Source organism: Streptomyces sp. NPDC031497, assembly GCF_055580905.1.
This window is the reverse complement of sequence record NZ_JBVIKO010000007.1, coordinates 374,007-399,235: the sequence shown is the minus strand read 5'-3', so window position 1 is coordinate 399,235 and position 25,229 is coordinate 374,007. Positions and strand designations below refer to the sequence as shown.

The 25,229-nt window shown below is 71.0% G+C and carries 20 protein-coding genes, 4 tRNA genes, 1 other RNA gene and 1 pseudogene; 12 read left to right on the top strand and 14 right to left on the bottom strand.

From position 1 onward, the window contains the following. Positions 1-23: 23 nt before the first annotated feature. The 6 genes from ACZ5K7_RS17835 to purS all read right to left on the bottom strand — a co-directional run bounded on the left by ACZ5K7_RS17835 (position 24) and on the right by purS (position 5,320). On the bottom strand, positions 24-497 hold the full coding sequence (locus ACZ5K7_RS17835) for an META domain-containing protein (RefSeq protein WP_450971794.1): 474 nt from the start codon (positions 495-497) through the stop codon (positions 24-26). Between the two features lie 18 nt (positions 498-515). Then, on the bottom strand, positions 516-1,313 hold the full coding sequence (locus ACZ5K7_RS17830) for a maleylpyruvate isomerase family mycothiol-dependent enzyme (RefSeq protein ID WP_351695511.1): 798 nt from the start codon (positions 1,311-1,313) through the stop codon (positions 516-518). Between the two features lie 129 nt (positions 1,314-1,442). Continuing rightward, positions 1,443-1,967, bottom strand: a complete 525-nt coding sequence (locus ACZ5K7_RS17825) for a GNAT family N-acetyltransferase (RefSeq protein ID WP_351695517.1) — start codon at positions 1,965-1,967, stop codon at positions 1,443-1,445. 157 nt (positions 1,968-2,124) lie between these two features. Beyond that, complete coding sequence (gene purL, locus ACZ5K7_RS17820) at positions 2,125-4,383, bottom strand: phosphoribosylformylglycinamidine synthase subunit PurL (RefSeq protein ID WP_351695519.1); 2,259 nt, start codon at positions 4,381-4,383, stop codon at positions 2,125-2,127. Continuing rightward, on the bottom strand, positions 4,380-5,060 hold the full coding sequence (gene purQ / locus ACZ5K7_RS17815; RefSeq protein ID WP_450971796.1) for a phosphoribosylformylglycinamidine synthase subunit PurQ: 681 nt from the start codon (positions 5,058-5,060) through the stop codon (positions 4,380-4,382). The genes purL and purQ overlap by 4 nt, the downstream gene beginning before the upstream one ends. Next, positions 5,057-5,320 carry a phosphoribosylformylglycinamidine synthase subunit PurS gene (purS, locus tag ACZ5K7_RS17810; RefSeq protein ID WP_093501106.1) on the bottom strand — a complete coding sequence of 88 codons (264 nt, stop codon included), beginning with the start codon at positions 5,318-5,320 and terminating at the stop codon, positions 5,057-5,059. Before purS ends, purQ begins: the two co-directional genes overlap by 4 nt. 359 nt (positions 5,321-5,679) lie before the next feature. Here purS and ACZ5K7_RS17805 point away from each other — a divergent pair, with 359 nt between their 5' ends. From ACZ5K7_RS17805 to ACZ5K7_RS17770, 8 genes are all read left to right on the top strand, one after another. After that, positions 5,680-5,997: a histone-like nucleoid-structuring protein Lsr2 gene (locus ACZ5K7_RS17805; protein WP_351695523.1), complete on the top strand. Its 318-nt coding sequence runs from the start codon at positions 5,680-5,682 to the stop codon at positions 5,995-5,997. Positions 5,998-6,133: 136 nt separating this feature from the next. Beyond that, positions 6,134-6,205 (top strand) — tRNA-Gly (locus ACZ5K7_RS17800). 81 nt (positions 6,206-6,286) lie between these two features. Then, positions 6,287-6,362, top strand: a tRNA-Gly gene (locus ACZ5K7_RS17795). A 148-nt stretch (positions 6,363-6,510) separates the two neighbouring features. Continuing rightward, entirely contained in the window at positions 6,511-7,437 is a 927-nt protein-coding gene (locus tag ACZ5K7_RS17790; RefSeq protein ID WP_468914444.1) for an ABC transporter ATP-binding protein, read from the top strand. Then, complete coding sequence (locus ACZ5K7_RS17785; RefSeq protein ID WP_468914442.1) at positions 7,434-8,258, top strand: ABC transporter permease; 825 nt, start codon at positions 7,434-7,436, stop codon at positions 8,256-8,258. The genes ACZ5K7_RS17790 and ACZ5K7_RS17785 overlap by 4 nt, the downstream gene beginning before the upstream one ends. A gap of 32 nt (positions 8,259-8,290) precedes the next feature. After that, a complete protein-coding gene (locus ACZ5K7_RS17780; RefSeq protein ID WP_468914441.1) occupies positions 8,291-9,646 on the top strand; it encodes a sensor histidine kinase in 1,356 nt (451 codons plus the stop codon). Next, entirely contained in the window at positions 9,643-10,257 is a 615-nt protein-coding gene (locus ACZ5K7_RS17775) for a response regulator transcription factor (protein ID WP_351695531.1), read from the top strand. The genes ACZ5K7_RS17780 and ACZ5K7_RS17775 overlap by 4 nt, the downstream gene beginning before the upstream one ends. Positions 10,258-10,279: 22 nt before the next feature. Next, positions 10,280-10,352: transfer RNA gene (locus tag ACZ5K7_RS17770), tRNA-Gly, on the top strand. Positions 10,353-10,423: 71 nt separating this feature from the next. Here ACZ5K7_RS17770 and ACZ5K7_RS17765 read toward each other — a convergent pair. The 6 genes from ACZ5K7_RS17765 to ffs all read right to left on the bottom strand — a co-directional run bounded on the left by ACZ5K7_RS17765 (position 10,424) and on the right by ffs (position 19,100). Continuing rightward, the gene (locus ACZ5K7_RS17765; protein WP_468914438.1) at positions 10,424-11,323 is read right to left on the bottom strand and encodes a phosphoribosylaminoimidazolesuccinocarboxamide synthase; all 900 of its coding nucleotides are present in this window, start codon (positions 11,321-11,323) and stop codon (positions 10,424-10,426) included. A gap of 70 nt (positions 11,324-11,393) precedes the next feature. Further along, on the bottom strand, positions 11,394-12,887 hold the full coding sequence (locus ACZ5K7_RS17760) for a N,N-dimethylformamidase beta subunit family domain-containing protein (RefSeq protein ID WP_468914436.1): 1,494 nt from the start codon (positions 12,885-12,887) through the stop codon (positions 11,394-11,396). A gap of 327 nt (positions 12,888-13,214) precedes the next feature. Further along, positions 13,215-14,984, bottom strand: coding sequence for a M48 family metalloprotease (locus ACZ5K7_RS17755; RefSeq protein WP_468914435.1), 1,770 nt, complete (start codon positions 14,982-14,984; stop codon positions 13,215-13,217). Positions 14,985-15,261: 277 nt separating this feature from the next. After that, positions 15,262-16,542, bottom strand: coding sequence for a phosphoribosylamine--glycine ligase (gene purD, locus ACZ5K7_RS17750; protein WP_468914433.1), 1,281 nt, complete (start codon positions 16,540-16,542; stop codon positions 15,262-15,264). Positions 16,543-16,673: 131 nt separating this feature from the next. Then, positions 16,674-18,956: a DNA polymerase III subunit gamma and tau gene (locus ACZ5K7_RS17745; protein ID WP_468914431.1), complete on the bottom strand. Its 2,283-nt coding sequence runs from the start codon at positions 18,954-18,956 to the stop codon at positions 16,674-16,676. Between the two features lie 45 nt (positions 18,957-19,001). Further along, positions 19,002-19,100, bottom strand: an RNA gene (gene ffs / locus ACZ5K7_RS17740) — signal recognition particle sRNA small type. A 72-nt stretch (positions 19,101-19,172) separates the two neighbouring features. On the opposite strand from ffs, the gene ACZ5K7_RS17735 reads away from it, so the two are divergent. Then, positions 19,173-19,260, top strand: a tRNA-Ser gene (locus ACZ5K7_RS17735). Positions 19,261-19,339: 79 nt separating this feature from the next. Here the strand turns inward: ACZ5K7_RS17735 and ACZ5K7_RS17730 are convergent. Both ACZ5K7_RS17730 and ACZ5K7_RS17725 read right to left on the bottom strand, forming a co-directional pair. Next, entirely contained in the window at positions 19,340-19,690 is a 351-nt protein-coding gene (locus ACZ5K7_RS17730) for a hypothetical protein (protein WP_351695614.1), read from the bottom strand. A 50-nt stretch (positions 19,691-19,740) separates the two neighbouring features. Further along, positions 19,741-19,983: pseudogene (locus ACZ5K7_RS17725) on the bottom strand (site-specific integrase); the annotation flags it as partial. 1,094 nt (positions 19,984-21,077) lie between these two features. Between ACZ5K7_RS17725 and ACZ5K7_RS17720 the strand changes: the two are divergent. From ACZ5K7_RS17720 to ACZ5K7_RS17710, 3 genes are all read left to right on the top strand, one after another. Continuing rightward, positions 21,078-21,851: a calcium-binding protein gene (locus ACZ5K7_RS17720; RefSeq protein WP_468914430.1), complete on the top strand. Its 774-nt coding sequence runs from the start codon at positions 21,078-21,080 to the stop codon at positions 21,849-21,851. 320 nt (positions 21,852-22,171) lie between these two features. Next, a complete protein-coding gene (locus ACZ5K7_RS17715; protein ID WP_468914429.1) occupies positions 22,172-22,675 on the top strand; it encodes an SCO4402 family protein in 504 nt (167 codons plus the stop codon). A 1,022-nt stretch (positions 22,676-23,697) separates the two neighbouring features. Next, positions 23,698-25,221, top strand: a complete 1,524-nt coding sequence (locus tag ACZ5K7_RS17710; protein WP_351695620.1) for a VCBS repeat-containing protein — start codon at positions 23,698-23,700, stop codon at positions 25,219-25,221. Positions 25,222-25,229 lie beyond the last annotated feature (8 nt).

Sequence of the window (25,229 nt, the reverse complement as noted above, 5' to 3'; positions counted from 1 at the left end):
CACATCATTCGGGGCGGCGGAGGTCACTTCCTGGACAGCTCGACCCGGTCGCCGCCGGCGGTGGTGAGGGTCAGTTTCCTGCCGTCGGCCCGGGTGGTGAGCGGCCCCGCGGTGAGGGTGCCGGCAAGGGCGCGTTCGAAGGCCATGCGGGTGTTGTCGCAGGCCATGCGGGTGGTGCGGGCGTTGCTCAGCCGGATCCGGTCGTCCGTGACCTTCGCCGTGGCGCTGAACTGGTTGCACCCGTAGCTGCCGATGGCCTTGCCGTCGTCGATCTTCACGTGGGCGGATGCCGGGGCGCGCCGGGTGGTGCCGTCCACGGTCACGCTGTCGACGGTCCACTCGATCCCGGTCACCGGTGGCCGGCTCCCCACCGAGACACCGGCTTTCTCACCGCCGCAGGCCACCGCGAGCGGGACGAGCACGGCGGCCGCCGTCATGGTCAGGGTCCTGCGCTGCGTGCGCTGCTTGTACCCGTACATGCCGGTTCGACGGAACACCCCGGTCGATCGGTTCCCTCAGCTCATGAGGGGCAGCAGGGCCCCGAGGTCCGCCCGCTCCCCGCCGGCGCTGACCTTGGCGTCCGCCAGGGCCTCCGGCCACCCCAGGCGTCCGGTGGCCAGCCGGATCCAGGTGAGCGGATCGGTCTCGACGACGTTCGGCGGGGTGCCCCGGGTGTGCCGGGGGCCTTCGACGCACTGCACCACGGCGTACGGCGGCACGCGCACCTCGGTGGAGCCGCCGGGCGCCTTGACCGCGAGCGCGTCGGCGAGCAGCCGGGTGCACGCGGCCAGGGCCTGCCGGTCGAACGGCACGTCCACGCCGGCGACGGCCGCGTTGAGGTCGTCGGTGTGGACGACCAGCTCGACGGTCCGGGTGACCAGGTAGTCGTCCAGGGACATCGCGCCGGCGCTGGTGGCGAGCAGCCGGGTGCCGGGGTGTGCCGCGAGGAGGGCGCGGAGGCTGCCGTCGGCGTCGGCGAGGTAGGCGCCGAGGTCGGGGTGGCGGTCGGCGAGCGCCCGGGTGAAGTCGGCGATGGCGGCGGAGTTGCCCGAGGTCGCGAACGGCCAGTCGAGGAGGACCGCGTCGGCCTTCGCCGGCTCGGGCTGGTCCAGGGCCCGCTGGACGGCGGTGACGGCCATGCCGACATGGGCGACGAGGTCCCGTACGGTCCACTCGCCGAGCCGGGTGGGGAGCGCGAGCTGCTCGGGGGTGAGGCCCTCGACGGCCTCTCGCACGTTGCCGAACTGGGCGAGGACCGCGGCGCGGGTCTTGGCCGGGTCGTAACTGCGGGCACGCTTCTTGACCTGAGGCATGGCGGTGAGCCTATGCAGGGGCACGGCTCGACCGCGAGCGGCCGGATCCCGTGGCGGAACTCCTGGCCGAGCTCGGCGTCGACCGTGCCGCTGTCCGCGCACGCATCCGGCAGACGGGTCGCTGAGGGGTCAGGCCCCGGTGGTGGGGGCGAGGTCGGAAGCCGGGGTGATCACCCAGTGGTTGCTGTGGATGACCCGGTCCGCGAAGTCGACGTCGACCTCGCCGAGAAGCCGGAAGCCGAGGGATCGGCAGATGCCGTTCGAGGGGCCGTTGGTCGTCGCCGGGAAGGCGTGGATGTCGCCCCAGCGGTTCTCGTCCCGGGCCTGTCGCAGGAGGGTGCGGGTGGCCAGCTTGCCGAGTCCACGCCCCTGGAACTCGGGCAGGACCATCCACCCGATCTCCGAGATCGGCTTCCCGTCCTCGTCGTGCGCCCAGATGCACACATGGCCCGCGACGATGTCGGGGGTGCCGGGATCAGGGACGATCACCTTGATCCAGGAGGTGTCCGCTGCCGCCGCCTCGGCGTCCCGGCGCACCTTGTCCTTCATGCCCTCGGGGGGCAACGGTCCGCCGAGGTCCCTCATCATGACGGGGTCGCAGCGCATGCGGACGTAGGCGTCCACGTCGTCCGGGGTGACATCACGCAAGTACATGTCAGAAGGATGCGGTGTCCGGCTGGAACCCGAAAGGTAGCCGATGGGCATCGAGCTCGACACGGAGATCCTCAAGAACTACGTCCGCCAAGCCGAGAAGCCCCCGCCCGGAAACGTGAATCCGGGCGGGGGCTTTGCCGTCGGGTCGTAGGACCGCCTACGCGAGCAGCGCCTCGATCGTGCCCTCGTGGGCCTCGCGGAGTTCCGTCAGCGGGAGTTCGAACTCGCCCTGGATCTCCACCGCGTCGCCGTCCACGACACCGATGCGCGTCACCGGCAGGCCCCGCGCACCGCACATGTCGTTGAAACGGACCTCCTCGGAGCGCGGCACGGCCACGATCGCGCGGCCCGCCGACTCGGAGAGCAGGAAGGTGAACGCGTCCAGGCCGTCGGGGACGACGAGTCGCGCGCCCTTTCCGCCGAGCAGCGCCGACTCCACGACCGCCTGGATCAGACCGCCGTCGGACAGGTCGTGCGCCGAGTCGATCATGCCGTCACGGGAGGCGGAGATCAGGATCTCGGCCAGGAGGCGTTCGCGCTCCAGGTCGACCTTCGGCGGCAGGCCGCCCAGGTGGTCGTGGACGACCTGGGACCAGGCCGAACCGCCGAACTCCTCACGGGTGTCGCCGAGGAGGTAGAGCAGCTGCCCCTCCTCCTGGAAGGCGACCGGGGTGCGGCGGGCGACGTCGTCGATCACGCCGAGGACCGCGACGACCGGGGTGGGGTGGATGGCCGCCTCGCCCGTCTGGTTGTAGAGCGAGACGTTTCCGCCGGTCACCGGGGTGCCCAGCTGCAGACAGCCGTCCGCCAGACCGCGCACGGCCTCGGCGAACTGCCACATCACCGCCGGGTCCTCCGGCGAACCGAAGTTCAGGCAGTCGGAGACGGCGAGGGGCTTGGCGCCCGTCGTCGCCACGTTCCGGTAGGCCTCGGCCAGCGCCAGCTGCGCGCCCGCGTACGGGTCCAGCTTGGCGAAGCGGCCGTTGCCGTCCGTCGCGATGGCGACACCGAGGCCGGTCTCCTCGTCCACGCGGATCATGCCGGAGTCCTCCGGCTGGGCGAGGACGGTGTTGCCCTGCACGAAGTGGTCGTACTGCGAGGTGATCCACTTCTTGGAGGCCTGGTTGGGGGAGCCGACCAGCTTGAGGACCTGGTCCTTCAGCTCCTCGGCGGTGGCCGGCCGGGCCAGCTTGTTCGCGTCGTCCGCCTGGAGGGCGTCCTGCCAGGACGGGCGGGCGTACGGGCGCTCGTAGACCGGGCCGTCGTGCGCGACCGTGCGCGGGTCGACGTCCACGATCTTCTCGCCGTGCCAGAAGATCTCAAGCCGGTCGCCGTCGGTGACCTCGCCGATGACCGTCGCGATGACGTCCCACTTGGCGCAGATCTCCAGGAACCGCTCGACCTTCGCCGGCTCGACCACCGCGCACATGCGTTCCTGCGACTCGCTCATGAGGATTTCCTCGGGCGAGAGGGTCGAGTCACGCAGGGGCACGTCGTCGAGTACGACGGTCATACCGCCGGAGCCGTTCGAGGCCAGCTCGGAGGTGGCACAGGACAGACCGGCCGCGCCGAGGTCCTGGATGCCGACGACCAGCTTCTCGGCGAAGGCCTCGAGCGTGCACTCGATCAGGAGCTTCTCCTGGAACGGGTCGCCGACCTGGACGGCGGGGCGCTTGGAGGGCTTCGCGTCGTCGAAGGTCTCGCTCGCCAGGATCGACGCGCCGCCGATGCCGTCGCCGCCGGTCCGGGCGCCGTACAGGATGACCTGGTTGCCCGCGCCGGAGGCCTTGGCGAGGTGGATGTCCTCGTGCCGCATCACACCGATGGCACCGGCGTTGACCAGCGGGTTGCCCTGGTAGCAGGCGTCGAAGACGACCTCGCCGCCGATGTTGGGCAGGCCCAGGCAGTTGCCGTAGCCGCCGATGCCGGCGACGACGCCGGGCAGGACGCGCTTGGTGTCGGGGTGGTCGGCGGCGCCGAAGCGCAGCGGGTCGACCACGGCCACCGGCCGGGCGCCCATCGCGATGATGTCGCGGACGATGCCGCCGACACCGGTCGCGGCGCCCTGGTAGGGCTCGACGTACGACGGGTGGTTGTGCGACTCCACCTTGAAGGTCACGGCGTAGCCCTGGCCGACGTCGACGACACCCGCGTTCTCACCGATGCCGACGAGCAGCGCGTCGCTCTGCGGGGCCTTCTCGCCGAACTGGCGGAGGTGGACCTTGGAGGACTTGTACGAGCAGTGCTCGGACCACATGACCGAGTACATGGCCAGTTCGGCGCCGGTCGGGCGGCGGCCGAGGATCTCCACCACCCGCTCGTACTCGTCCTTCTTCAGGCCGAGTTCGGCCCAGGGCAGCTCGACGTCGGGGGTCGCGGCCGCGTGCTCGACCGTGTCCAGAGGCGTCCGGCTCATGCGTTGACCAGCTTCTTGAGGATCGAGGTGAAGAAGGGCAGACCGTCGGTGCGGCCGGAGCCGATGAGCGGCTCGACGGCGTGCTCCGGGTGCGGCATGAGGCCCACGACGTTCCCGGCCTCGTTGGTGATGCCGGCGATGTCGCGGAGGCTGCCGTTGGGGTTGAGGTCGAGATAGCGGAAGACCACCCGGCCCTCGGCCTCCAGCTTGTCGAGCGTGTACTCGTCGGCGACGTACCGGCCGTCCATGTTCTTCAGCGGGATGTGGATCTCCTGGCCCGCGCGGTAGTCGCCGGTCCAGGCGGTCCCCGCGTTCTCCACCCGCAGCTTCTGGTCGCGGCAGATGAAGTGGAGGTGGTTGTTGCCGAGCATCGCGCCCGGGAGCAGGTGGGCCTCGGTGAGGATCTGGAAGCCGTTGCAGATACCGAGGACCGGGAGGCCGGCCTTCGCCTGCTCGATGACGGTCTCCATCACCGGCGAGAAACGCGAGATGGCGCCGGCCCGCAGATAGTCGCCGTAGGAGAAACCGCCGGGGAGGACCACCGCGTCGACCTGGTGAAGGTCCTTGTCCTTGTGCCAGAGGGCCACCGGTTCGGCACCCGCGAGCCGGATCGCGCGCTGGGTGTCCCGGTCGTCGAGACTTCCCGGGAATGTGACGACGCCAATACGAGCGGTCACTTGGCCGCCTCCGCGACTTCATCCACCCGAACGGTGAAGTCCTCGATCACGGTGTTGGCGAGGAAGGATTCCGCAAGATCGTGGATGCGGGCGAGCGCGGCCTCGTCGACCGGCCCGTCAACTTCCAGTTCGAATCGCTTTCCCTGACGGACATCGGAGATGCCCTCGAAACCCAGGCGTGGCAGCGCACGCTGGACCGCCTGGCCCTGGGGGTCGAGGATCTCCGGCTTGAGCATGACGTCGACTACGACGCGTGCCACTGGCACTCCCGGTGTTGTGGTGCTGGCTGCTGAGCAGGCACTGCCGGGGTCCCCGACAGGTGTCTTCAGACTACCCGCACAAAATTTCTACGCGGGTAGAGTTGTAGGAAACTACGTGAGCCGCATCACGATCGGGTGACAGCGGGGGATCCACGCGAAAAGTTCTGGGAAAGTTCCCCGGGTTCGCCCACGACATCTATTGCGTCCGGGACACGCGGACGGATTTAGTCGGGCTTCACTTTGTATTGCCAGGCACTGTACAAATGAATTGGCAATAGCCGATACTCGGCACGTCATCTCCGCCATCGCGTCATCGCCGATGAGCTGTATAGACGTGCCACACGAAGGGACCGATATTCGTGGCGCAGAAGGTCGTGGTCACTCTCTTTGACGACATCGACGGCTCGGAAGCGGCGGAAACGATCGCCTTCGGACTCGACGGCAAGTCGTACGAGATCGATCTGAATCAAGCCAACGCCAAGGAACTGCGTAAGGCCCTGGAGCCGTACGTGACGGCCGGCCGCAAGCGGTCGAAGTCGGGCAAGGCGTACAAGCAGACGGAGGTCGCCCCCGACCCGGCGGCCGTCCGCGCCTGGGCGCAGGCGAACAAGATGGATGTCCCGGCGCGCGGTCGTATCCCGAAGAAGGTCTACGAGGCGTTCAGCGCCGCGCAGTGAGACGCGGCTCGGGCTGTCCTCAGGGACCGTCACCGGCCCCCGAGGACAGCCGACTTGCGCTACCCCCCTGCTGATCAGCTAATGTCTGGAGCACGCCGAGGGGCGCGGCCGAAAGGCCGGAACCCACGGAGTACATGCGGGTGTAGTTCAGTAGCAGAACATCCCCCTTCCAGGGGGAAGGCGCAGTGTGCAATTCCTGTCACCCGCTCTGCACCGCCGGTCCTGGTCACGCCTGTGGATCAGGTAGGCTGGTGCTCGCACCGATCGGTGGGAGCCGGTCGGGAGCAGTGCGGACGTAGCTCAGTTGGTAGAGCGCAACCTTGCCAAGGTTGAGGTCGCGAGTTCGAGCCTCGTCGTCCGCTCCAGCTCAGAGAAGAAACCCCAGTCATACGGCTGGGGTTTTTTCGTGTGCCCTAGGTTCCGCTCACGTGCCCTGACATTTGTCATGGCGAGTGATGACACCACGCACTGCTGCCGGGCGCGGTCCCCGGGGACGCTCTTTCCATGGAAGCCATGGATGACAACGAACACGTGATTGAGGTCACAGACCTCCGTCGTGTCTACGGGGGCGGGTTCGAGGCGGTCCGCGGAGTCACCTTCTCCGTGCGCCGCGGGGAGATCTTCGCGCTCCTCGGCACCAACGGCGCCGGAAAGACCTCCACGGTCGAGCTGCTGGAGGGCCTCGCCCCGCCGAGCGGGGGCCGGGTGCGGGTGCTGGGCCACGATCCGCACCGGGAGCGGGCCGTCGTACGGCCGCGCACCGGCGTGATGCTCCAGGAGGGCGGCTTCCCGTCCGAGCTGACCGTCGGCGAGACGACCCGGATGTGGGCCGGCTGTACGACCGGAGCCCGGCCGGCGACCGAGGCACTCGGCCTGGTCGGGCTCGCCGGCAAGACGGACGTCCGGGTCAAGCAGCTCTCCGGCGGTGAGCGGCGCCGCCTCGACCTGGCGCTCGCGCTGCTGGGCCGGCCCGAGGTGCTGTTCCTGGACGAGCCGACCACCGGCCTGGACGCCGAAGGACGCCGGGACACCTGGGAGTTGGTGCGATCCCTGCGCGACACCGGGACGACCGTCCTGCTCACCACGCACTACCTGGAAGAGGCCGAGGACCTCGCCGACCGGCTCGCCATCCTGCACGAGGGGCGGATCGCGGCCACCGGAACACCGGGCGAGGTGACCGCGGACCGGCCCGCGCGCATCTCCTTCGAGCTGCCGCTCGGCTACTTCGTGGGCGACCTGCCGCCGCTCGCCGCCCTGGGCGTGTGCGGCCACGAGACCGCCGGCCGGGCCGTACGGCTGCGGACCCGCGAGGTGCAGCGGACCGCCACCGGGGTGCTGACCTGGGCCCAGCGGACCGGGGTCGAGCTGGACCGGCTGGAGGTGCGGTCGGCCTCGCTGGAGGAGGCGTTCCTCGGGATCGCGAAGGAGGCGGTCGTATGAGCACGGCGGACGGCGGTCGTACGAGCACGGTGCGGCTCGGCGGGCGCCGGGCGGCGCGCGCCGCTTCCTGGCGCCGGCTGGGTGCGCTGGGCCGCGCCGAGTTGCTGCTCCTCGGCCGCAACCGCGGTGCGGTGCTCACCGCGCTGCTGGTACCGCTCGCCCTGCCGTTCAGTGTGCGGCCCGCCATCGACCAGATCGACCTGAGGGCCCAGGGACTGAACGTCGGCACGCTGATGCTGACCGCCGCGACCGGGTTCTCCTTCCTCTTCGCCGTGTACACGTCCCTGGTGAGCGCGTATGTGGCGCGCCGGGAGGAGCTCGTCCTCAAACGGCTGCGCACCGGCGAACCGGCCGACGCGGAGATCCTGGCCGGCACCGCCCTGCCCGCCCTCTGTCTCGGCCTGGCCCAGGCGCTGGTGCTCACCGTCGGCTGCGCGGTGCTGCTCGACGCGGGCGCGCCCAAGGCGCCGTACCTCACCCTGCTCGGGCTGCTCCTGGGCCTGCTGCTCAGTGCCGCGCTCGCCGCGCTCACCTCGGTGGTCACCCGGACCACCGAGAGCGCCCAGGTCACCGCGCTGCCGCTGGTCTTCGTCTCGATGCTGGGCTCGGGCATCGCCGTGCCCACGGACGTCCTGCCCGACCGGGTCGCCTCGGTCTGTGAACTCCTCCCGCTCTCCCCGGCCGTCCGGCTGGTCCGTGCGGGCTGGACCGGCGAGCTCGGCGGCTACGAGGCGCTGGGCGCGGTCCTCACCGCGCTGGCCTGGACCGTGGTCGCGGTGTTTGCTGTACGGCGGTGGTTCCGCTGGGAACCCCGGCGTTGAGCGGGGACGGGACAGGACGGGACGGGACCGGGATGAGCGGGGCAGGCGGCTGGTGGCGGGAGAAGACCACTCCCGCCAAGGTCGAGACGTACACACGCTGGTCGTTCCACTTCTTCGCGGTGGTCGAGGTCACCGCGATCGGGCTCCCGGTGTTCGGGGAGACGAGGGCCTCGGTCTCGGGCTGGCTGATCGCGATGGTCGTCGTCCACGCCGTCCTCTGCGCGCTCACCGCCTCCCGGGTGCTGGACTGGACGCGGGGCCGCCGGGAGCAGCCGGTGCGGCTGCTGTGGGTGCTCGGCGCGGCCACGTACGTCTTCGCCGTCATCGCCCTGGTACTGCGCGAGCACGGCGGGCCGGGCGACGCCATGGTCAGTGCGGCGGCCACCGTCTCCGTGGGGATCCTGGCCTTCGGGGCCGGCACCACGGCGCTCGGGGTCCGCGACCGGCGGCGGGCGGTGGCGTTGATCGCGGGCTTCGCGTTCGGGGCGGGCCTGGTCTCCTTCCCGCTGGGCGTGCCCGGGACCGGCGCGCTGATCACGGCGTTCGCGGTGTTCCTGGCCGGCGGCTTCCTCGCCGCCACCTCGGTCTTCTCCCTCTGGCTGCTGAACGCCGTCTACGAACTCGACGAGGCCCGGGAGACCCGTGCCCGGCTCGCCGTCGCCGAGGAACGGCTCCGGTTCGGCCGCGATCTGCACGACGTGCTCGGCCGCAACCTCGCCGTCATCGCCCTCAAGAGCGAACTGGCCGTCCAGCTGGCCCGGCGCGAACGGCCCGAGGCCGTGGAGCAGATGATCGAGGTGCAGCGGATCGCCCAGGAGTCGCAGCGGGAGGTACGGGCCGTCGTACGGGGCTACCGGGACGCCGACCTCGCGGCCGAACTCGCGGGCGCACAGGGCGTGCTGGCCGCCGCGGGCATCGACTGCGCGGTGACCGGCGAGACCGCCGGGCTGCCCGCCGAGGTGCAGTCGGCACTCGGCTGGGTGGTCCGGGAGGCGACCACCAATGTCCTGCGACACGGGGACGCGGGACGGTGCACGGTGGGTCTGCGGGTGATGGAGGAACGCGTGGTGCTGACGGTGGAGAACGACGGGGTCGCTGTACGGGGCGGTCGTGCGGGCGGCGGAACCGGGGTCGAGGTCGCCGTCGGCGCGGGGGACGGTGGTGGTGAGGACGTCGGCGGCGGGCGGCAGGGCGGTGGCGTCGAGGGGAGCGGGCCCGCGGGGGACGCGGGTGGCGGGTCCGGGATCGCCGGGTTGCGGGAGCGGCTCGCGGTGGTGGCGGGCACGTTGGAGGCGGGGCCGGTGGGCGCGGACGGGTTCCGGCTGGTGGCTTCGGTGCCGCTGGCCGGCCGTACGGCCGAAGCACATGTGAGCGGAGTCACCTCATGACCTCTCCGGTACGGCTGTTGCTCGCCGACGACGAGCACCTGATCCGGGGCGCGCTCGCCGCGCTGCTCGGTCTGGAGGACGACCTCGTCGTGGTCGCGGAGGCGGCCACCGGGCCGGAGGCGCTCGCCATGGCGCGGGCCCATCGGCCCGACGTGGCGGTACTGGATCTGCAGATGCCGGGGGCGGACGGTGTGAAGGTCGCCACATCCCTGCGGACCGAACTGCCCGGCTGCCAGGTGCTGATCGTGACCGGCCACGGCCGCCCCGGGCATCTGAAAAGGGCCCTGGCCGCCGGTGTGCGGGGGTTCGTCCCGAAGACGGTCAGCGCACAGCGGCTCGCGGAGATCATCCGTACCGTGCACGCGGGAAACCGCTACGTCGACCCGGAGTTGGCCGCCGACGCGATCTCCGCCGGGGACTCGCCGCTGACCGCCCGGGAGGCCGAGGTGCTGGAACTGGCGGCCGACGGGGCGCCGGTCGCGGAGATCGCCGAGCGGGCCGCGCTGTCGCCGGGAACCGTACGGAACTACCTCTCCTCCGCCGTCACCAAGCTCGGTGCGGAGAACCGCCACAGCGCAGTGCGTCTCGCCCGGGAGCGAGGTTGGGTATAGTTGCTCACGCGCCACGGCGCATGCGGACGTAGCTCAGTTGGTAGAGCGCAACCTTGCCAAGGTTGAGGTCGCGAGTTCGAGCCTCGTCGTCCGCTCAGAAGAGAAGGCCCCCGGTTTCCGCCGGGGGCCTTCTGCGTTCCCGGGCCGGGGCCCGGGGGTGCCTGCGTCACGACCAGGTGTTGCCGGTCAGCCGTTCGTACGCCTCGATGTACTTCGCCCGGGTCGCCTCGACCACCCGCTGCGGCAGCGGCGGCGGGGGCTGCTCGCTCTTGCGGTCCCAGCCGGACTCGGCCGAGGTCAGCCAGTCGCGCACGAACTGCTTGTCGAACGACGGCTGGACCCGGCCCGGCTCCCACTCGTCGGCCGGCCAGAAGCGGGAGGAGTCCGGGGTGAGGACCTCGTCGGCGAGGACGAGGGTGTCTTCCTCGAAGCCGAACTCGAACTTGGTGTCGGCCAGGACGATGCCCCGGTCGCGGGCGATGTCCCGGGCCCGCCCGTACACCGCGAGGGTGGCCTGGCGCAGCTGGGCGGCCGTCTCGGCGCCGACCTGCCGGGCGACCTCCTCGTACGACACGTTCTCGTCGTGCTCGCCGACCTCCGCCTTGGTGGCCGGGGTGAAGATCGGGGCGGGCAGCTCGGAGCCGTCGACCAGGCCCTCGGGGAGGGCGAGGCCGCACACCGTGCGGGACTCCTGGTACTCGGCCAGGCCCGAGCCGGTGAGATAGCCGCGCGCCACGCACTCGACCGGGAGCATCTTCAGCGACTTGCAGACCAGGGTGCGGCCCGCCCAGTCGGCGGGGGCGCCCTCGGGCAGCTCGGTGCTGATGACGTGGTTGGGGGCGAGGTCGGCGAGCTTGTCGAACCACCACAGGGAGAGCTGGGTGAGCACCCGGCCCTTGTCGGGGATCTCGGTCGGCAGCACCCAGTCGTACGCGGAGATGCGGTCACTGGCGACCATCACGAGGTCCCCGGCCGCGTTCTGGTACAGCTCGCGCACCTTGCCGGTGTGCAGATGCACCAGACCCGGCACCTCGACGGGCTCGGGCTTTTCGACGAATCCGGACACGGTTCCTCCCCGTGGTTCTGTACAGGTGACCCCGATTCTCCCGTATGCCGGGTTGCCGCCGGACACGGGGTCAGTCCCGTTTGCAGATGCGGTCCAGGAGGTTGGCGGTGGCGCGCTGGACGCGGGGGTCGACGTGGCCGGGGCGGTCCAGGGCCGGGGACCAGGCGAAAGTCCCGGAGGCGAAGACCAGGGCGTCGGAGGGGGCGCGGTAGAGGGAGGTCTCCTGGTGGCGCAGGGCGCCGTCGCTGTCGGCGTAGGGGGAGTGGGCGAGCAGGATGCGCTCCTCGTGCTCGGGCAGCGCGGTGCGCGGGAAGTAACGGTCCGCCTCCCCGGCCACCAGTCCCGGCAGTTCGTCGCCCTCCTGCGCGCCGGTGGCCTCCCAGAGCCAGTGGCCGGCGTTGCGCACGATCAGGGGGTGCGGCTCGGGCACCCGGCCCGCGTACTGGATGCCGACCGTCTGCTGCTCGGGCCGGTCGATCTCGCGCCAGAGCACGGGCCTGCCCGGACCCTTGCGTTTTCGGCAGGTGAGCAGACGGTCCGCGACCCCGGACGGGGACGGCGCCAACTCCACCTGCCAGTACATGGTGTTGGCGGAGAGGAAGACCAGCGAGGTGCCGCTGTCCCGGGCCAGATCGACCGTGCGGCGCATCCGCGGCGACCAGTACTCGTCGTGGCCCGGGAAGACCAGGCCCCGGTAGCGGGTGGGGTCGACACGGCCGGCGTGCAGGTCGCGGGCGTCGGCGTAGGCGAGGTCGTAGCCGTAGCGCTCGGCCCAGCGGATGAAGTCGTAGGCGTGGCCGACGTGCAGGGGCAGGCCCGCGCCCGCGTACGGCCGGTCGAAGGAGACGGTGGTCGCCGCGTCGGCCTCGCCGAGCAGCCGGCCCCGCTCGTCCCAGGCGTGGTAGAGGCTGGCGCCGGTGCGGCCGTCCTCGGGGTAGAGGTTGTAGGCCTGCCAGGTGATGTCCGGCAGCAGCAGGAGCAGGTCGGCGGGATGGTTGTCGCGGATCGTGAAGGGCACGTGGGAGCGGTGGCCGTCGGCCGTGGTGAGCACGGCGACATACGCGCCGATGCTCCAGGAGGACGGGACCTGCAACCGCCAGGACAGCCACCAGTGGTGGCAGGAGACCGTACGGTCGGCGGTCAGCGGCGGAGGCTGCACGATGCCGGACAGCCGCGGGCTGGTGGTGACCTTGGCCGCGCCGTCGCCGCCGTAGTGGCCGATGCGGTAGATGTCGACGCTGAATTCCTGCGGCGGGTCGACGGTGATGTGGAAGTCGACGGCCTCGCCGGGGGAGACCGCGCCGGTCGAGGCGAATCCTTTGATCTGCCGGTGCACGTCGTCCGCCGAGCGGGGGCCGACCGCACTACGGGGTGCGGGGATCCGCGGGTTCTCGCCGGTGGGCTGTGACCGGCTCGGGTCGACGTACCAGGGGACGACATGACCGGTGTCGTCGAAATAGGTCTCGCTGCCGCGCAGCCAGGGGACGGGACCCTGGCCGAAGGGGTCCGTGACGGCGTGCGCGAGTGCTCCCGACTCCCAGCGGCGGATGTGGTCCGATGCCATGGTGGCTCCCCTCCCTCGTGCCCCCGTGAGGTGTGCTGATACGAGTCGTCGTGCGGTGGTGCGGCGTTACGTGGCCGAGCTGGTGCTGTTGCGGTCGGGCCTGGTTCGCGCCCGGTTCGTGCCTGGTTCGTGCCTGTTTCCGGTTTCGCCCGTGGCGCCGTGCGGGTTCCGCGGGCGGTGACTGTGCCGTCTGCCTTATGTCGGATGCGCTTGCCATTTCACCGAACGGTCCCAGCACATCACATAACGCACGCGTCCGGTCACGGTTCGTTGCGAATTTGCCTGAAGTGGAACGGTTCGCTCCGCTAAGGCGTCGAAACGCCGAGGTCAGACCAGCCGTACGGGCTTCTCGGGACGTATCCCGGACTCGACCAGCCAGGCCCGCAGCGGGGCCGGGTCTCCTTCCTCGACAAGGCTGAGGACTCTGGGCGTCAGGTCGGCGGCGCGCTCGCCGTCGACCAGCAGGGACGGGCCGTCGAGCCAGTCCAGGCCGGGGGTGGCTCCGGCGGTGTCCACGGCCGCGCAGCACACCATCGCCGTGACGTGGTCGGCGAGCAGCTCGCGTGCGGTGCGCGGGGGCTGGAGGGGGAAGAGGGGCAGCGCGCAGTCGTCCCAGAGGGCGCTGTCGGGGCCCTGCCCGGCGGGTGCGGGTGCGGGTGCGTCGGGTCCGGGGCCGGGGCTGACGGCGGCGGCCTCCTCCCGGGCGAGGGCCGCGGTGAGCCCCGCGGCCAGGGCGGCGCTGCGCTCGGTGCCGGTGGCTTCCTCGGCGTCCGCTGCGTAGGCGGGGGGCTCCTTCGGCCTGCTGTGGGCGGCCGGATCGGTGAGGTGGTCCAGGACCCGGGCCAGGGTGGGACCGCCGGGGTCGGGGGCGGCGGGGTCGAGGGTGGCGCGGACGCCGAGGGAGTCCAGGACGCGGTGCAGCCGGGCCGCCTCGGTGCGCCAGGTGCGGTCGACGACCTCGTCCGGATACTCCTGCCAGGCCACCGGCGACCAGTCCGGGCCCGGCTCGGCGGGGCCGCCGTGGAAGAGACGGGCGGCGAGCAGCGAGGCGGCCTCGTCCACCAGACCGGGCTCCTCCAGCAGGTCGCAGGCGGGCCGCTCACCGAGCCGGGAGGCGAAGCCCTCGGCCAGCCGGTCGCGCCGGGACAGCTCGGTGAGCGCCGCGACCACGCCCGCGTCCAGCCGGGACGGCCAGCGGCCCATCCGCCAGGCGGGCAGCGCGACCCGGGTGAGAAGACGGTCCCAGCCGGCGTAGGCGAGGCCGACCTGCTCCTGGGCGACGATCCGCAGGCCGTAGTCCACGGCCTGTGCGCGCTCGGCGGCCGCGGCGGCGACCCCGCGCTCCATCAGCGCCGCGTGCTCCCGGCAGCCGCGCAGCAGCACCCGGGCCACCCAGCCGAGGCCCGCGCACATCAGCCGGGTCGCCGGACATCGGCCGGTCGTCGAGGCGACGGCGACCGCCGCGTCCAGCCCGCGCACGAAGCGGCGGGCGGCGGCTATGTCCGGGTGCGCCGAGGGGCCCGTACCGGCGACGACCGGGGCGAGGACCGCGCGCAGCTCGCCGACGCGCATCCACCACAGGAACGGGGAGCCGATGACGAGGACGGGGGCGGCCGGGGTACGGCGGTGCGGGCCGGGGCTGCCGAGCTCGTCGCCGCCCTTGGGCGCGGGCGGCCCGTGCGCCGGGTGGGTGCGGTCCTCCAGCCAGCTGTCGCAGTCCGGGGTGAGCGCTATGGCGGAGGGCACCGGGACCTCGAGGCGGTCGGCGAGGTCCCGCACCATCCGGTACAGGTCCGGGGCGGACTCCTCCAGGATCGGGACCGTGGGGCTCACGGCCGGCCGGGCGCGGGCCACGACCAGGCCGATGCCGGCGGCGGCCAGCAGTACGACGACGGCGAGCACACCGACGATCCAGCGGGCCGTGTCCCAGCCCCGGCCGACGAAGTGACCGGTGGAACCGCCGGACAGCAGGATCACCGTGGCCGCCGCGGGCAGCAGCGCCACGGCCAGGGCCCGGCCGCGGATGCGCAGCACAGCGAGGGCCCGGGTACGCGCTGCCTGCGCTCCCGCCTCCACACCGATACCGGTACTGGTCACGTCCGGACCTCACCCCCTCCCTGCTGTCCTGGTGCCGTCCTCGCTGTTGCTCACTCCCCCACTGTGGCACCCGCCACTGACATCGCAATGCCGGTGGGCCAAGTGCCGGAACGCTTGCGCCGCACCCTAGTTGGGGCCTCGGCCCCCGTCAGCCGGATGGGGCATCGGTCACTCGATGGAATGGCTTTGGTCAGAGGTGATCGACAGACAGCAACGATCAGGCCCCGGATTTTCGGGTTCCGGGGCCTGACCAGGAGCGGTGCGCGCATGGAGGCGCTCAGGCCTCGGCCGCCTCGGGCACGTCGCCCGCCTCGGCCGCCGCCTTCGCCGCGATGTCCGTACGGTGCTGGGAGCCGTCGAGCCCGATCCGCGCCACGGCCGCGTACGCCCGCTCCCGCGCCTGGGTCAGATCCTGACCGGTCGCGGTCACGGAGAGGACCCGGCCTCCGGCGCTGACGACCGCCTCGCCGTCCCGCTTCGTCCCCGCGTGCAGGACGTAGGCGTGCGGGGCGTCCTCGGCGGCCACCGTGTCGAGGCCGGTGATGGGGTCGCCGGTGCGCGGGGTGTCCGGGTAGTTGTGGGAGGCGACGACCACGGTTACCGCGGCGTCGTCGCGCCAGCGCAGCGGCGGGAGGTCGTCGAGGGTGCCGTTCGCGGCGGCGAGCAGGACGCCGGCCAGCGGGGTCTTCAGACGGGCGAGGACCACCTGGGTCTCGGGGTCGCCGAAGCGGGCGTTGAACTCGATGACCCGGACACCGCGCGAGGTGATCGCGAGGCCGGCGTAGAGGAGACCGGAGAACGGGGTGCCGCGCCGCCGCATCTCGTCGACGGTCGGCTGGAGAACGGTCTCCATGACCTCGTCGACCAGCTTGGGGTCGGCCCACGGCAGCGGGGAGTACGCCCCCATGCCGCCGGTGTTCGGACCCTGGTCCCCGTCCAGGGCGCGCTTGAAGTCCTGGGCGGGCTGGAGCGGGAGGACCGTCACGCCGTCGGTGATCGCGAAGAGGGAGACCTCGGGACCGTCGAGGAACTCCTCGATGACGACGCGATCGCACCCGGCGGCGTGCGCCGTGGCGGCGGCCAGGTCGTCGGTGACGACGACCCCCTTGCCGGCGGCGAGCCCGTCGTCCTTCACGACGTACGGCGCCCCGAAGGCGTCGAGGGCCTCGGCGACCTCATCGGCGTCTGTGCAAACGTACGAACGGGCGGTGGGCACTCCGGCCGCCGCCATCACGGCCTTGGCGAACGCCTTGGACCCCTCGATCTGCGCGGCCTCCCCGGAGGGACCGAAGACCGGGACACCCGCCTCGCGCACGGCGTCGGCGACCCCGGCGACGAGCGGGGCCTCCGGGCCGACGACCACGAGATCGGCACCGATCTCCCGGGCCAGGGCGGTGACGGCGACGCCGTCCAGGGCGTCGACCTGGTGCAGCTCGGCGACCTCGCCGATACCGGCGTTGCCGGGGGCGCAGTGCAGCGCGGTGACGTCGGAATCGAGGGACAGAGAGCGGCACAGGGCGTGTTCGCGGGCGCCGCCGCCGATGACGAGGACCTTCACGGGGGCCAGCGTAGCCGGGCGCACCGGCTGGAGGATCCTCCAAGGGGGCGGAGGGCGGGGCGGAGAACCCTCGGCTCCTGCCTCCTCACCGGCGGCGCTCGCCGCGCGTCACCGGCGGCACTCGCCGCGCGTCACTCGTTCTGGAACTCCTCCACCACCGTCGCCCCCAGCTCCCGCACGATCAGTTCATGGCCGGAGAGGGCCGACTCGTCGAGGTCGGGGTCGTCCTCCTCGGGGATGTCGTCCTCGGGAGACACCGGAGGCGGCTCGGGGGCCGCGGGCGGCGGGGTCGGAGCCGCTGCCGTCGCGGCGGACGGCGGGGAGCCCTGGGGTGTGGCCGTCGACGGGCCGGGTCGGGACGTCGCCGGGCGGGCCGGGGCCGCCGGGGCGGAGCCGCCGTAACCCGACGACGCCGCGGGTGCGCCACCGTAACCGCCACCGGGCTGACCGCCGCCGTATCCGGGACCGGCCGGGGCCGAGCCGCCGCCGCCCGTCGGGTCGACGATCGCCTCGATCCGCCACTGCACGCTGAACTGTTCGGCCAGCGCCTGCCGCAGCACGTCCTCGCTGCCGCTGCTCGCGAAGTTGTCACGGGCTCCGGCGTTGACGAAGCCGAGCTGGAGGGTGGTGCCGTCGAAACCGGCGACCTGGGCGTTCTGGCTGAGGAGGATCCAGGTGAAGCGCCGACGGTTCTTGACCGCTTCGAGGATGTTCGGCCAGAGAACACGGGGGTCCAGTCCGCCGGCAGGGGCGGCTGGGGCCGAGGCCGCCGGGGCCGCGGGAACCGGCTGGGCCGCCGGGGTCGGCTGGGACGGCTGGGATGGCTGGGTGCCCGCGCCCGTGGCCGAGGCCGTGGGCCAGCCGCCTGGGCGGCGAGCGGCGCCGCCACCCGCGGGGGCAGCGGTCGGCCAGGCGCCGGGCGGGGCGGCGGGCGCGGTGGCCGGAGGAGCCGGCGGGGCCGGCGGTGTGGGTGCGGTCGGCTGAGGAGCCGGTGTCGGTGCCTGCGCCTGCACCGGCGCAGGCTCGGGTGCCGCTCCCCCTCGTACCGCCGCACGGGCCGCCGCGGGCCCGCCCCCCTGCGGAACCGGAACCGGAACCGGAGGCACCGCAGGGACCGGAGCGGGAGCCGGAGCATGAGCCGAAGCCGAAGCCGGAGCAGGTGCCGCACCGGCCGAAGCCCCTACCGGCGCCGCCCGGTGTGCCTCGGGCCCGGGGACGTACCCCATCGCGGGCGCACCGCCCCCGCCGGAGAAGTTGACGCCCCGCTCCAGCCGGTCGAGGCGGGCCATCAGGGACCGCTCGTCGCCGTAGGCGGCGGGAAGCAGCACGCGCGCGCAGATCAGCTCCAGCTGGAGGCGGGGGGAGGTGGCGCCGCGCATCTCGGTCAGGCCCGCGTTGACGAGGTCGGCCGCGCGGCTGAGCTCGGCGGCGCCGAACGTGCCGGCCTGGGCCTGCATACGCTCCAGGACGTCGGCGGGGGCGTCGAACAACCCCTTCTCCACGGCGTCCGGGACGGCGGCGAGGATCACCAGGTCCCGCAGCCGCTCCAGCAGGTCGGCGACGAAGCGGCGCGGGTCGTTGCCGCCCTCGATGATGTGGTCGACGACCTCGAACGCGGCGGCGCCGTCCCCGGTCGCGAAGGCCTCGACGACGGAGTCGAGCAGGGACCCGTCGGTGTAGCCGAGGAGGGAGGTGGCCATGGCGTATGTCACACCCTCCGCTCCCGCTCCGGCGAGCAGCTGGTCCATGACGGACATGGAGTCACGTACGGAGCCGGCGCCGGCGCGCACGACGAGGGGCAGCACGCCCTCCTCGACGGGGATGTTCTCCTTGCCGCACACCTCGCCGAGGTACTCCCGCAGGGTGCCCGGCGGCACCAGCCGGAAGGGGTAGTGATGGGTCCGCGACCGGATGGTCCCGATGACCTTCTCGGGCTCGGTGGTGGCGAAGATGAACTTCAGATGCTCCGGGGGCTCCTCGACGACCTTGAGCAGCGCGTTGAAGCCGGCCGACGTGACCATGTGGGCCTCGTCGATGATGTAGATCTTGTAGCGACTGCCGGCAGGCCCGAAGAAGGCCTTCTCCCGCAGCTCACGGGCGTCGTCCACACCACCGTGAGAGGCCGCGTCGATCTCGATGACGTCGATGGACCCGGGTCCGTTGCGGGCGAGGTCGCGGCATGACTGGCACTCGCCGCAGGGGGTCGGCGTCGGCCCCTGCTCGCAGTTCAGGCAGCGGGCCAGAATTCGTGCGCTGGTGGTCTTCCCGCACCCACGCGGCCCGCTGAACAGGTACGCGTGATTGACCCGGTTGTTCCGCAGCGCCTGCTGCAACGGGTCGGTGACATGCTCCTGCCCGATGACCTCGGCGAACGACTCCGGGCGATAGCGGCGGTACAGCGCGAGAGACGACACGCTTACGAGGTTATAGGCGCCCACTGACAACCAGCCCCGCCCGCAAACGCAAGCGCCCCCCACGCACCCGCCAGAGCCAACCTACCCTTGCTGCCTTCCGGCCCTGGGGGAGTTCAGTCAGATAGCGCCGCGTGAGGGGCTCTGCACAGAGTACCCGACGTCAGGGGGTGGGAACGAGTTCGCGAGCACTCCTCTCGGTCATGTAATGTTCCGAGCGGAGGATTCGCCTAGAGGCCTAGGGCGCACGCTTGGAAAGCGTGTTGGGGGCAACCCCTCACGAGTTCGAATCTCGTATCCTCCGCCAGTGCCTCACCGGGCACGATGTCGAAGGGCCCCACCGTTCGCGGTGGGGCCCTTCGACGTTGTCCGTCTCAGTTTCCGTCTCAGTCGGCCTCTGCCGAGTACCAACCAGGGGCGCTCTCTTTGGTGACGACCGGCTCCGCCCAGGCCGCAACCGCGAGGACATCCCGCTTCACCATGTGCCCATCGACGACCTCGTAGAGCAACCGCCGCACTCGTGGCCCGAGCCGAATCACGTACCGAACGCCCTCGACGTCCACCGCACCGATTTCGCCCCGATCGCTGTCGGCGGTGAAGCCATCAGCCTCGACCACCTGCCAGCCGGCCTTCGAGGCGAGATACACCCAGGTACCGAAGGCCCGCTCGCGATCCGAGTAGGGCGTCACGCCACCCACGCGCGCGATGATCTCGACAGGGTCCGTCCGCTTGTCCATGGTTCCTCCCCCAGCTGCCCCCTCCCGGACGGGAGACAGGCGATCCCGGATCATGGCAGATGCCGTCCATCGGCACCCCACAGGGCCTCGCCGACCTGCTGAGCGGTCCTTTTCAACACTGTCCCGGTGACATGCATGTACCGGGCCCGCATACGGGCCGCTCCCCCGGGCTCCCAGCCCATGATCGCGTCGACCACGACGTCCGGGACCCCGAGGATCAGGAGCACGGTCGCGGCGGTGTGGCAAGCGTCATGGAGACGGCCGTCTCGCACTCCCACGTCCCGCAGGAGCCGGGTGGAGCGGGGTGCCGAGGGTGTCGTCGTCCTGGTCGTGGTGGGTGCCGCAGCGGGAGGCGCGGCAGCCAGGCCGCTCCGTCGCAGGCTAGAGCGGCAACCACCTCTTGAGCACCCCAGCTTCCCAAGCTGAGGTCCCCAGTACGCTGCCATCGGCAGGCACCAGCACGGACGAGGAGCGTCGTGGAGCTATCGCCACCGATGTTGAACCGTCTTGCGAACAGCAGCCTCGGAGCTGTCCCGGCAGCCGCTGCTGTCGCCTACGCAGCGCAAGCCAGCTCGGGCTTCTCGCGGCTCACGGCCTGTTTCGCTGTGATTGGGTTCGCGATCCTCGCCGTGAGGGGATACCGGCTCGGCGTGACGTGTGAGCGCGGGAGAGTCTCAATTCGCGGCTACTTGCGCACACGCGTGATTGCGCGAGAGCGCATCACAGAGATCACGGACTTCCCCGCCGTCAGATGGACGGCTGGCAAGGGGGGCAAGCGATGGACACCTGTCGCGGCGTTCATGACGAACCCGAGCGAAACCTCGAAAACTCGCCTCCACAAGGCCCGTGTCACCAGGGAGCTGCGACGGTGGGCAGGTCGCTAGCGATGGCCCACACGGGACCGTCTCCCGATGAGTGCGCGGCCGGCAGAGCTGACTTTCGTGTCCGTACCGGGCCGTCTGTGGGCCGTCCGAGGTCGCTCGACAGTGGCCGACGACGACCGAAGACGGCCACTCGGCCGCTCATGAACACCGCCCTGACCTGCGAAATCCCAGCTGGCCAAGATCCCCGACAAGACCCGGGGCAAGAAGAAGCAGTCTCCGCGATCATGCCTCCCACCTGCACGTACGGCGCGGGTGGGAGGCGTGATCGTGTCTCGGGACCTACCTCCCTGGAGGCTTGGCCCTTGTGAACTTGCGGTCCGCGGTGTGCCCCGGGGCGTCGTGCAGGTGGTCCGGTCCTCCGCGATGTTGGTCGCGCTGGGTGTGGTGACTGACGTGCAGGTGGACAATCAGCCAAGTTGACGTGAACGCAGTACGCTCCCGCTATCTATCGTGGTGCCTGCGGCGGGGGCTCGACCGGCAGGCCTGATTTTCCTGGGGACTACATGCGCTCAATCGCCATAGGTGCCGCTCTGTCCGGCGCCCTGGCACTCGCCGCCGCAAGCTCTCCAACGGCTCAGGCCGACGAGTCATGGGGCGGCGACACAACGATCACCAGCGTCACGGTCAACGGCGGCAAGCCCATCGTGGTCGGCACCTCCAACAAGGTCACCTTCTCGGCTTCGGTGACCGCCACCGATCCGGACGGCATCGAAACGGCCCGCGTGTTCGTGTGGCACGGCGGCCCCAAGGAAGAAGACACGGACATGACGGTGCCGTTCGGCCGTCCCACGTGCACAACCGTCGACGCCACGACGAAGACCTGCGTCGTCCCCTTCACCCTCAACCCCCGCGACCTGCAGGAGAACTCCTGGGCCGGGCAGTGGAGGGTCGGCGTCGACGCCTTCGACAAGGGCAACGGCGGCATCTCCCTGGATACCTACAAGTACACGAACATCCAGCGCTACTCGAAGCTCAGCGTCAACGCTTCGCCGGAGCCGGTCGCCAAGGGCAAGACCATCACCGTCACCGGCAGACTGACCCGCGCCAACTGGGAAACCCACGACTACCGTGCCTACACCAATCAGCCGGTCAAGCTGCAGTTCCGCAAAGCGGGAACAGGCACCTACACGACGGTCAAGACCGTGTACACCAACAGCACCGGCAACCTGAAGACCACCACGACAGCTGCCGGCGACGGCTACTGGCGCTACTACTTCTCCGGCACCAGCACGACCGCGACGGTCAAGACCGCCGGGGACTACGTAGACGTGCGGTAGACAGAGGTATCACGCACTGATCAAGCCCCCGACCAACGGCTTCTCCGTCGGTGGGGGGCTTGATGCTGTGCAGGGGCCGTCTCAGGGCCGTCAGCTGCTTGGCCGGGCCGTCACCCAGCAGCCGCAGATGTTCCGCTGACATCCAACGCTGACATCCAACGCTGACATCAACGAGCCCGGACGGCGGCATACGGCAGCGCCCGGTAATGGCACTCGCGCACAGGTTGGACCGCAGCCACGCAGGCGCGGGATCGAACTCCTAAAGCGGTGTTCCAAGAGTGCCGATGCCTCCACCAGCCGCGGTCGCTACGCTCGGACTCGTGAGCGAAGCCGCCCGACTCATAGCGAACCACCGAGTCCACGTCGTACCCGTTGTGTTGGCCCTGGCCAATCCACCATGGCAGCGGGACGTGTGGCTCGACCCGTCGGCGTTCGAAGACCTGGACCATGTCTTCCACACACTCTTCGACGACTTCTGCGACGCCGACGAGCCAGAGCGATACCTCGGCGTCAGTCTCCGAAGCGACGAAGAGGTCGTCCTGATGAGAGAGCTCGGTACCGCGCTTAACGCCGCGGCGGCCGAAGCGCCCAACGACACCTACGCGGAGTATCTCCAGGCATCTGCCTGGCCAGAGGTCGTGGCCATCGCCGGACGCCTCGCTCAAGTCATGGTCGCGAACGACCTAAGGGAACTCGCCGTGCTGCTCGACGTAACGGCCGTGCCAGATCGTGCGGGGAACATCGGGGAACAGGCCGGCGGAGACCCAGGCTCCGACACGGCATCGCCACAGGTCGGTTCGGCAACCTCTCGTAAACGCCTCTAGCTTCCCAAGCTCATGGCTTCGTCGACCGGATACGCGGTGGCCACCTGACGCGTGGTTCTGTAGCTTGCCCCCATGACCGACAACCGAAGGGGCAATGCCGCGTAGGCGCCCGTCAGTCCTGCGGGGCGACCTCCCTATCCGCCCCTGGAGACGGCGACGGTACCCGTTCATTGATCGCCTTTCAGGCTCCTGCACAGCTGACCTGCGTCGGCTAGAGCGGACCCGCTTCTGGCCCGAAGCCACAGAAGAAGCGTTCTGGCACTGGCAGGCCTATGCCCATGGCCCCCTCAGACAACTTGTAGACCCACTCACAGGTCCCGATTGCGGCATCCCTGAGTGCGGGTGTTACGGCGCTGGCTTCCGCGAGCACCTCGAAGCTGCGCTTCACGCACTGCCCAGGAAGAGCGCGCGTGAGTTGCGCGCCCTCGTATGTGCCCTCGACGGAAAGATTCTGGCAAGGGCCAAGGTCATCCCGGCTGACAGCCTGGACGTGCCATGGTGGCGAGGTCAGCTCTAGGACCATGGGCGGCCGTCTCAGTTTCCGTCTCATTCAGCCCCGTTCACGGCCGTTCAGGCGAGACCCGAAGCCGTCCCCGCACCGGCGGCCAGCCGTCCAAGAACGCAGGTGAACGCCCCTGTACTCGCGCCGGCACCCCACCACCACAGTTGGAAAGCGTGTTGGGGGCAACCCCTCACGGGTTCGAATCTCGTATCCTCCGCCATTGCTCTCACCGGGCAATACGTCGAAGGGCCCCACCGCGAGGTGGGGCCCTTCGACGTTGTCCTGTCGTGCAGCCGGGCTACCCGACCCCGGTACGCGTCGGCGATCACGCGCGTCCGGGCCGCTCCCCCGGGCTGTTCCCGACCCGTTGCTCAAGCCCGTTCCAGATCCTGGGGCGTGACAGGGCACAACCCTCGGGCCCGCTCTCCGGTCCAACATCGCGGCGGTGGGGAACGGGCCCTCGCCGTACCCCCCGCGACTCCGTCCCGATCGGCCATGCCGAGATCCCAGGAGCCACGAAGTGCGCAGTACGCGTTCCACCACGACAACGTCCAGAACGTTCCGCAGCCGAGCGAACCTGCTGTCCGGGCCGGCCGCGGCGACCGTACTACTGACCATCGGCGCCACGATCACCGCGACAGCCGCTCCGGCGCCCGCCGCTCCCGCGGCCGTCTCCGCGACCGCGGCCCATGACGACTTCAACGGCGACGGCTACCCCGATGCCGTGATCTCCGCCCCCGGCGGCACCGTCAGTGCCCAGAAGGGGGCCGGCTACATCGCCGTGCTGTACGGATCCGCGAACGGCCTGTCCACCTCCCGCCGGGCGACGTTCAGCCTGAGCACTCCCGGCATACCGGGTCTCGCCCAGACCGACGACGGCTTCGGACGGACCACCACGTCCGGAGACCTGGACGGCGACGGCTACGCCGATCTCGTCGTCGACATGCCCGGCAAGGACGTCGGGAGCACCGTCGACGCGGGGGCGGCGGTCGTGCTGTGGGGCTCCGCGAGCGGGCTGCAGGCCACCGGCGCTCTCCTGCTGCAGGACAGCGCACCCACGACGCGCGGACACTTCGGACTTGGCCTGGCCACCGGCCGCTTCCACGGCTCCCGCACCGAACTCGCCCTCCTGACCGGCAAGGCCCTGCAGACGTACGACTTCGAGGCCGGCGCCGGCGGCACGCGCACCTTCCAGGCCACCCCCATGGACTGGAAGTGGGCGGAGGACTTCACCCCCACCGGCCTGACCTCCGGCGACTACGACAACAGCGGCTCCGACGACGTGGTCCTGCTGGGCACCTTCACCGACTACGAATCGGTGAATCCCGTGGCGACGTTCGGTGCGGCCAGCTACCTTCGCGGCGGTCCCGACGGGCTGACGTACGGCCGCGGGCTGCGCGGCGGCCCGGTGGGCGCCACCGGCGACATCAACAACGACGGCTACCCCGACGTCGTCTTCGGTTCCCCGACCGACAGTGACGACCTCAACGGAGTCCTGGTCGACGGCGGCACCGTCGACGTCTTCCTCGGCGGGCCCGGCGGCCTGAGCGGTCCGGACGCCGACCAGCACTTCGACCAGACGACCATCGGCGCCTCCGGCGACGACAAGATCGGTGACCGCTTCGGTGGAGCCGTCACCGTGGCCGACGTGAACGGCGACGGCTACGCCGACGCCGCGATCGGCGCACCGGGCAACGACATCAACAGCCTCACCGACCCGGGCACGGCGTGGGTGGTGCGCGGTACCGCCAACGGACTCACCCCGCGAGGCCTCGTCAGCTACAGCCAGAGCACGCCCTCCGTGCCCGGCGACAACGAGAACGGCGACTGGTTCGGCGGCGCCCTTCGGCTCATCGACGCCAACAAGGACGGCAAGGCCGAGCTGATCGCCTCCGCACCAGGCGAGGACACCAACGACGGCGCCGCCTGGGTCTTCCCCGGCACGAGCAACGGCCCCGTCGGAAGCGGATCCTGGTCCTTCAACGGCGGCAGCCTGAGCGCCCCCGTGCCCGACGCCCGCTTCGGGGACACCCTGGCCCCGTAACGGTCGCG

Excerpts from the sequence above, each read along its gene's own strand:
- ACZ5K7_RS17830 (WP_351695511.1), bottom strand. The coding sequence starts at position 1,313 with ATGCCTCAGGTCAAGAAGCGTGCCCGCAGTTACGACCCGGCCAAGACC.
- ACZ5K7_RS17825 (WP_351695517.1), bottom strand. The coding sequence starts at position 1,967 with ATGTACTTGCGTGATGTCACCCCGGACGACGTGGACGCCTACGTCCGC.
- purL (WP_351695519.1), bottom strand. The coding sequence starts at position 4,383 with ATGAGCCGGACGCCTCTGGACACGGTCGAGCACGCGGCCGCGACCCCC.
- ACZ5K7_RS17790 (WP_468914444.1), top strand. The coding sequence starts at position 6,511 with ATGGATGACAACGAACACGTGATTGAGGTCACAGACCTCCGTCGTGTC.
- ACZ5K7_RS17785 (WP_468914442.1), top strand. The coding sequence starts at position 7,434 with ATGAGCACGGCGGACGGCGGTCGTACGAGCACGGTGCGGCTCGGCGGG.
- ACZ5K7_RS17780 (WP_468914441.1), top strand. The coding sequence starts at position 8,291 with ATGAGCGGGGCAGGCGGCTGGTGGCGGGAGAAGACCACTCCCGCCAAG.
- ACZ5K7_RS17775 (WP_351695531.1), top strand. The coding sequence starts at position 9,643 with ATGACCTCTCCGGTACGGCTGTTGCTCGCCGACGACGAGCACCTGATC.
- ACZ5K7_RS17760 (WP_468914436.1), bottom strand. The coding sequence starts at position 12,887 with ATGGCATCGGACCACATCCGCCGCTGGGAGTCGGGAGCACTCGCGCAC.
- ACZ5K7_RS17730 (WP_351695614.1), bottom strand. The coding sequence starts at position 19,690 with ATGGACAAGCGGACGGACCCTGTCGAGATCATCGCGCGCGTGGGTGGC.
- ACZ5K7_RS17720 (WP_468914430.1), top strand. The coding sequence starts at position 21,078 with ATGCGCTCAATCGCCATAGGTGCCGCTCTGTCCGGCGCCCTGGCACTC.